This is a genomic window from Micromonospora humida (genome assembly GCF_016901255.1).
GTDB lineage: Bacteria > Actinomycetota > Actinomycetes > Mycobacteriales > Micromonosporaceae > Micromonospora > Micromonospora wenchangensis.
Genome location: NZ_JAFEUC010000005.1, coordinates 190321 through 197215 on the forward strand (window position 1 = coordinate 190321; position 6895 = coordinate 197215).

1 protein-coding gene is annotated in these 6895 nt (G+C 75.1%); it reads right to left on the reverse strand.

Annotation, left to right across the window (positions count from 1 at the left end):
• Positions 1 to 5: 5 nt before the first annotated feature.
• Positions 6 to 6875: an SDR family NAD(P)-dependent oxidoreductase gene (locus JQX11_RS12660; RefSeq protein WP_204925167.1), complete on the reverse strand. Its 6870-nt coding sequence runs from the start codon at positions 6873 to 6875 to the stop codon at positions 6 to 8.
• Positions 6876 to 6895: the final 20 nt, after the last annotated feature.

Sequence of the window (6895 nt, forward strand, 5' to 3'; positions counted from 1 at the left end):
GCTGGTCATCGGTCCTCCTGACCCGCAACGGGGCTGCCGAGCTCGGCGTCGATCATGGCGAATACCTCGTCGTCCGTCGCGGCGGCGAACACGTCCAGCGGGGCGGCGCCGGGGGCAGGGGTGAGGGCGGTGAGCAGGTCCCGTACCCGCTGCACCACCCGGGTGCGGGACACGTCGTCGGTGGCCGCCGCCCCGGTCAGGCCGACGGCGACGCGGTCGAAGTCGGCGAAGAGGGTCGGCAGTTCATCGGCCCCGGTGGCGTCGCCGAAGCGGCCGGCGAGGTGCTCCACCAGGTCACCGGGGGTGGGGTGGTCGAAGACGAGGGTGGCCTCCAGGGCCAGTCCGAGCGCCGCGCCGAGGCGGTTGCGGAACTCCACCGAGCTCAACGAGTCGAATCCGAGTTCCTGGAAGGAGCGTTCCGGATCGACCGCGCCGGCTCCGGCGTACCCGAGCACGGCGGCGGCCTCACCGCGGACCAGGCCGGCGAGGCGGGCCCGTCGCACGGCCGGGCTCAGTTCGGCCAGGCCCGGCCCGCGCAGACCGGGATCGACCGTACCTGCCGGCGCGTCGGTCAGCAGGCCACGCAACATCGGGGGTACGACCGCTGACGCCCGGGTGTGCAGCCGCAGCGCGACCACGTCCGGTTCCGTGCCGGCCAGGGCGGTGTCCAGCAGGTGCAGTCCGGCGTCGACCGTCAGCCGGTCGAGGCCCGCGCGGGCGAGGCGGTCCCGGTCGGCGGTCATGCCGTCGTCGAGGTCCCAGGGGCCCCAGGCGACCGAGACCACCCGTCCGCCCTCAGCGACCCGGTGCCGGGCCAGCGCGTCGAGGTACGCGTTGGCTGCCGCGTAGTTGCCCTGGCCAGGTCCGCCGAGCACACCTGCCACCGACGAGAAGAACACCGTCTCGGCGTCCGGCAGCAGCTCGGTCAGCCGGTCGGCGCCGGTGGCCTTGGCCCGCCACACGTTCTCCAGTCGGGTGGCGTCCAGCGCGGTCACCACGCCGTCGTCGAGCACCCCGGCGGCGTGCACCACCGTGCTGACCGTGCGGCCGGCCAGCAGCGCGGTCAGCGCCGCGCGGTCGCCGACGTCGCAGGCGGCGGCCTCGACGCGGGCGTCCAGGCCGGAGAGTCCGGCGGGGACCAGGCCGCCGCGGCTGACCAGCAGCACGTCGGTGAACCCGTGCCGGGCGACCAGGTGACGTACCACGGGGACGGCCAGGCCACCGCTGCCGCCGGTGACGAGCAGCGTGCCCCGCTCACGCGGTGGCACCGGCCCGGTCACGGGGACGCGGACCAGCCGGGGCGTCAGTACCCGACCGTCCCTGACCGCGAGTTGCGGCTCGTCCGTGGCCAGCGCCCGCAGCAGGGCGTCCGGGGTACCCGCCCCGTCGAGCTCGACGAGGGTGAACCGGCCCGGATGCTCCGACTGCGCCGAACGCAGCAGTCCCCACGCGGCGGCCGTCGTCGGGTCCGGGTCGGTGGCGACGAAGACCAGCCGCGCGGCACCGAACCGGTCGTGTTCGAGCCAGTGCCGTGCCTGGGCGAGCACCTCCCGGGTCACCACGAGCGCGGCGTCCGCCGACGATCCGGCCCCGGCGACGGGCGCGATCACCACCTCGGGGACCTCGGACAGTTGCGCCAGGGTGTCGGCGCGGGTCACTGTCACACCGGCCGCGGTGAGCGACGCGCCGACGCCGGGGCGGTCGGGGCCCACGACGGCACACCGGCCGGGCGGGCCGGCGGGCGGGAGGTCGTCGAGGGGCACCCAGTCGACGCGGTACAGCGGGCTGTCCGGGGCCCCGGACGGCCGCAGGGTCACCGCGTCCACCGAGGCGAGGAGCCCGCCGGTGGCGTCGGTGAGCCGCACCGCGACGGTGCCCGCCCGGACCGGGGTGACGCAGGCGCGCGCGGTGACCGCCCCGGTCGTCGCGACCCGGACCGAGGACCAGGCGAACGGCAGGTACGCCCGCTCGTCGGGGACGAATCCGCCCAGGGCCACCGCGTGCAGCGCGGCGTCGAGCAGGACCGGGTGCAGGGCGTACGGGCCGGCGTCGCCGCCGGGCACGCAGACGTCCGCGTACACCGCGTCGCCGGCCCGCCAGGCGCGCAGCAGGCCCCGGAAGGCGGGACCGTAGCCGGGCAGCCGGTCGTAGAAGCCGCCGAGGTCGACCTCCTCGGCGTCGCCGGGCAGCGGTGGCGGCTCGGTCGCGCCGGTGTCGACGGGGGCGAGCACGCCTGTCGCATGCCGGATCCAGGTCGGCTCCCCGACGGCACGGGCGTGTACCTCGAAGGCGCGCCGCCCGTCGTCGCCGGGCAGGGCCGCGGTGAGCCGCACGTCGGTGTCGCCGAACGGGAGTGGCGTCTCGAGCACCAACTCGGCGACCACCGGCCGGCCGAGCCGGTCGCCGGCCCGCAGGGCCAGGTCGACGAAGAACGTGCCGGGGACCAGCGTGGTCCCGTCGACGGTGTGGTCGACCAGCCAGGCGTGATCGTCCTGGGAGACCCTGGCCAGCAGGACGTGGCCGTCGGGCAGTTCCACCAGGTCGGGCAGCTCCAGCAGGGCGGGCCGGGACCGGCCCGGACCGCCGCCGGTGGCGACCCAGTGCCGGTCCCGGGCGAACGGGTATCCGGGCAGGGAGAGCCGGCGTGGGCGGGCGGGCAGCGGCGGGGTGATCTCGGCCCCGGTGACCCATGCGGCGGCGAGTGCCGCCAGGTCGTCCCCCGCCGCCGTACCGGCCGCCCCCCGCCGGCGACCCCGATGACAGCCGTCACCGGTACGCAGCGCCGCCACGAGTTCGGCGGTGGTCGTGGCCACGACGGCGAGCCGCTCGTCGAAGTGCTCGCGCCCGGCCCACAACGTGTACGCCAGCGCACCCGGATCCACCGCGACGGTCGCCGTGGCCAGGGCGGCCGTGAGGCCGGCGGCGGTGGTCTCCCCGTCGATCGGCGGGCAGGTCCCGAACACCTGCTCGACACGGTGGGCGAGATCGGTCAGGCGCGGAAAGTCCAGTCCCAACTCGACGAACGGCTCGTCCGGTAGCGCCGTCGGCGCACCGGCCCGGGCCAGCAACGCGCCCACCGTCGCGGCCACGTCCCCACCGGTGTTCTCCAGGTGGGCCACGAGCCGGTCGACGGTCTCGTCGAGGCGGACGGTGTCCCGGGCGGACACCACGAACAGGTGCGGCGCCGCCGGTTCCGGTACGGCCGGCGGTGCGGGCCACTCGGCGAGGACGACGTGCGCGTTGGCCCCGCCCGCACCGAACGAACTGATCGCTGCGGCCCGGTGGCCGTGCGCACGGTCCGGCCAGGGGGCCCGCTCGCGCTGCACCCGGAACCGGGAGGTCTCCCACCGCACCGCGCTGGTCGGCGGGTCGGCGTGCAGCGAGGGCACCAGTTCCCGGTGGCGCAACTGGAGCACGACCTTGGTGAGCGCCGCGATGCCGGCGGCCGACTCCAGATGCCCGATGTTCGACTTGACCGATCCGAGCGGCCATGGTCCGCGGCCGGCCCCGATCCGGTCGAACGCCTGCTCCAGCGCGGCCACCTCGATCGGGTCGCCGAGGCTGGTGCCGGTGCCGTGCGCCTCCAGGTAGCCCAGGTCGTCGGGGTCCACCCCGGCGTGTCGGATCGAGGCGGCGATCAGGGCCGCCTGGGACGCCGGGTTCGGCACGGAGAAGCCGGCGGTACGGCCGCCGTGGTTCACCGCGGTCCCCCGGATGACCGCGTGCACGTGGTCACCGTCGCGCACCGCGTCCCGCAGCGGGCGCAGCAGCACCACGCCCACCCCTTCGCCGGGCACGTAGCCGTCCCCGTCCTCGCCGAAGGCGCGGCAACGCCCGTCGCTGGACAGGAAGGAGGACTGGCTCAGCAACAGGTACTTGTTCGGGTGCACGGCCAGGTTGACGCCACCGGCCAGGGCCGCCTCGCACTCCCCCCGGCGGATGGCTTCGACGGCCAGGTGCAACGTGGTGAGCGAGGACGAGCACATGCTGTCCAGGGCGATGCTGGGGCCGCGCAGGTCCAGGAAGTACGACACCCGGTTGGCGATCGACGCGCTGAACGACGAGGGCACCGGTTCGGGCGCCGTGTCGACGCCGTACAGCTGGTACTGGTTGTACATCACACCGGCGAACACGCCCACGGACCGGCCGCGCCAGGCCGACGGCGCATGACCGGCCTCCTCGAACGCGTGCCACGACTCCTGCAGGAACAGCCGCTCCTGCGGGTCGAGCACGGCCGCCTCCTTCGGCGAGACGTGGAAGAACCCGGCGTCGAACTCGTCGACGCCATCGAGGAATCCGCCCCACTTGCCATACGACCTGCCGGGTGTCCGCCGGTCCTCGGAGTAGATCGCCGAGTGGTCCCACCGGTCCGCGGGCACCGTCGTGACGCAGTCGCGGCCGTCGCGCAGGTTCACCCAGAACTCGTCCAGGTCGCGGGCCATCGGGTAGCGGCCGCTGATCCCCACGACGGCCACCGCGTCGTCGCCGTCGGGGGTCGCGTCGTCGCCGTCGGGGGCCGCGTCATCGCCGTCGGGGGCCGGCCCGGCCGTCACCGCTGCCGGGGTGTCGGCCGTGGCATCGTCCGGCGCGACCGCGGCGGCTATCCGGGCCGCGTCCCCGGTCAGGACCACGACGTGGGAGCGGCCGCTGCCCACCGCCCGTAGCAGCACGTCGACCGCGAGCGGGGTGTCCATCGCCCGCAGCCCCATCCGGCGCAGCCCGGCGGCGTCGACCGGCATGCCGCCCTCCGCCCAGGCCGGCCACCCCACCGACACGATGTCGCGGCGGCTGCCGGCGAACAGGTCCAGGAAGGCGTTCGCGCACGCGTAGTCGGCCTGACCGGGGTTGCCCCAGGTGCCGGCGGTGGAGGAACACAGCACCAGGAAGTCCAGGGTGAGGTGCCGGGTGGCCGCCTCGACGTGACGCGCGCCGTCGACCTTCGGGGCGAGCACCGCACGGACGTCCTCGGCCCGTTTGCCCGCCAGGAGCCCGTCGCGCAGCACCCCGGCGGCGTGCACGACCCCGTGCAGGGCACCGAAGCGGTCGACGGCGGCGCGCACCGCCCGGTGCACATCATCCGCCCTGGTCACATCCATCACCACGGTGAGCACCTCGGCGCCGAGAGCGGTCAGCTCGCCGACCACGGACGGGTCCGCGCCCGTGCGTCCGCCGAGCACGAGCCGTGCCCGGACCGACCGGGCCAGGTGCCGGGCCAGGGCGAGGCCCACCCCGCCGAGACCTCCGGTGATCAGGTAGACGCCGTGCTGGCGCAGCGGGCCGCCGCCCTGCGGCACCGGCATCGTGCGGACGACGCGGACCTGCCGCGTGGCGTCGACGTACCGCACCTCCACGTCGGGCAGTCCGGCCGCGAGTTCGGCCAGCGCGTCGGACCGGTGCGGCGAACGGACCACCGCGGCCCGGGTGCCCGGCCTCTCCCGCAGCAGGGTCCGGAACAGGCCGGTGACCGCCGCCACGGGCGCGGCGTCGTCCTCGACGTGGCAGACCAGCCGCAGGGCGTCCCGTCCGGCGTCGGACGCGGCCCTGAGGAACTCGGTCAGGGCGACCGCCTCACCGGTGAGGTCCGACGGGTCGACGGGCTGCCACACCACCCCGGTGGCGGAGGTGGGTCCGATCGCGTCCGGCCACCGGGCCCGGGTGTGCGCCCCGATGGTGACCACCCGGGCCGGAGGCGGTCCGGGCGGCACCGGAGCCGGACGCCAGACCGACTCGAACCACACCGTCTCGGCCGGGACCGGGATCTCGGCGGCCGGTGCCGTGGGCGGCGCGGACACCGCCGCGAACCCCCGCAGATGGTCGGCCAGCAGAGCGAACGTGTTGTGTTCGAACAGCAGGGTCGGGGAGAAGTCGACACCGAACGTCTGCTCCAGGTCGGCCGCGATGCCCAGCAACGCCGAGGAGTCCATGCCGAGCTCGTAGAATCCGGCCGTCTCGTCGAAGTCCGGGCGACCGAGCCTCGCCTCGATCAGCTCCCGGACGATCCGCCCGGTGTCCGGTACGGCCGGAGGGCGCGCGTCGAGACGGGTGATGGCCGCCGTGTCGCGGATCCGCTTGGACGTCAGCCCGTGCAACCATGCCACAACGGTCCCGTCCTCGGCATGGAACTCCAGGTCACAGGTGGTGAGGTCCCCATCCGGGCCGGCCGGACGCGGCGGGGTGGCGTGCACCAGGGTCCGGGCGCCCAGCGGGCCCCGGGCCCGGACCGATTCGATCAGCATCGGCACGTACGGGCGCGCCTCGGCACCCGGCGGGGCGGTGGCGAACCGGGTGGGCAGCAGTGTCGAGGAGTCGAGCGCGGCGGGGTGCAGGTGGAAGTACCCGGCGTAGCCGGCGGCCGGTGGGCTCAGCGACAGTTCGGCGAGCAGTTCGTCCGGTCCGACGTACAGGGTGCCGAGGGCGCGCATGAACTCGCCGTGTTCGATGCCGGTGGCGCGGGCCGTGGCGTACAGCTCGGTCATGTCGACGGTCTGCCGCGCCGTGGCCCGCAGTGCGGGCAGGTCCCGCCGCCGTCGCGGGAACGGCATGCCCAGGTGCAGCTGACAGTCCAGCACCGGTTCGCTGTCCCCACCGGGGCGACGCGTCCCGGTGACCGACACCCGGAAGTGACCGTCGCCGCGGGCGAAAAGCACCGTCAGTTCCGTGTCGAAGTCCGGGCCGGCGGCGACCGGGTTACGGAACAACACCCGGCGTAGCTCGACGCCGTCCGGGTCGACGCCGCGCGCCCGCACCACCCGGAAGATGATGTCGAGGAAGGACACTCCGGGCAGGATCCGGGTGCCGTGGATGCGGTGGTCGCGCACCACGGGATCGCTGCTGCGGATGACGACGGTGCAGGCCAGACCATCCAAGGAGTCCACCGGACCTTCTCCCCCGCGCA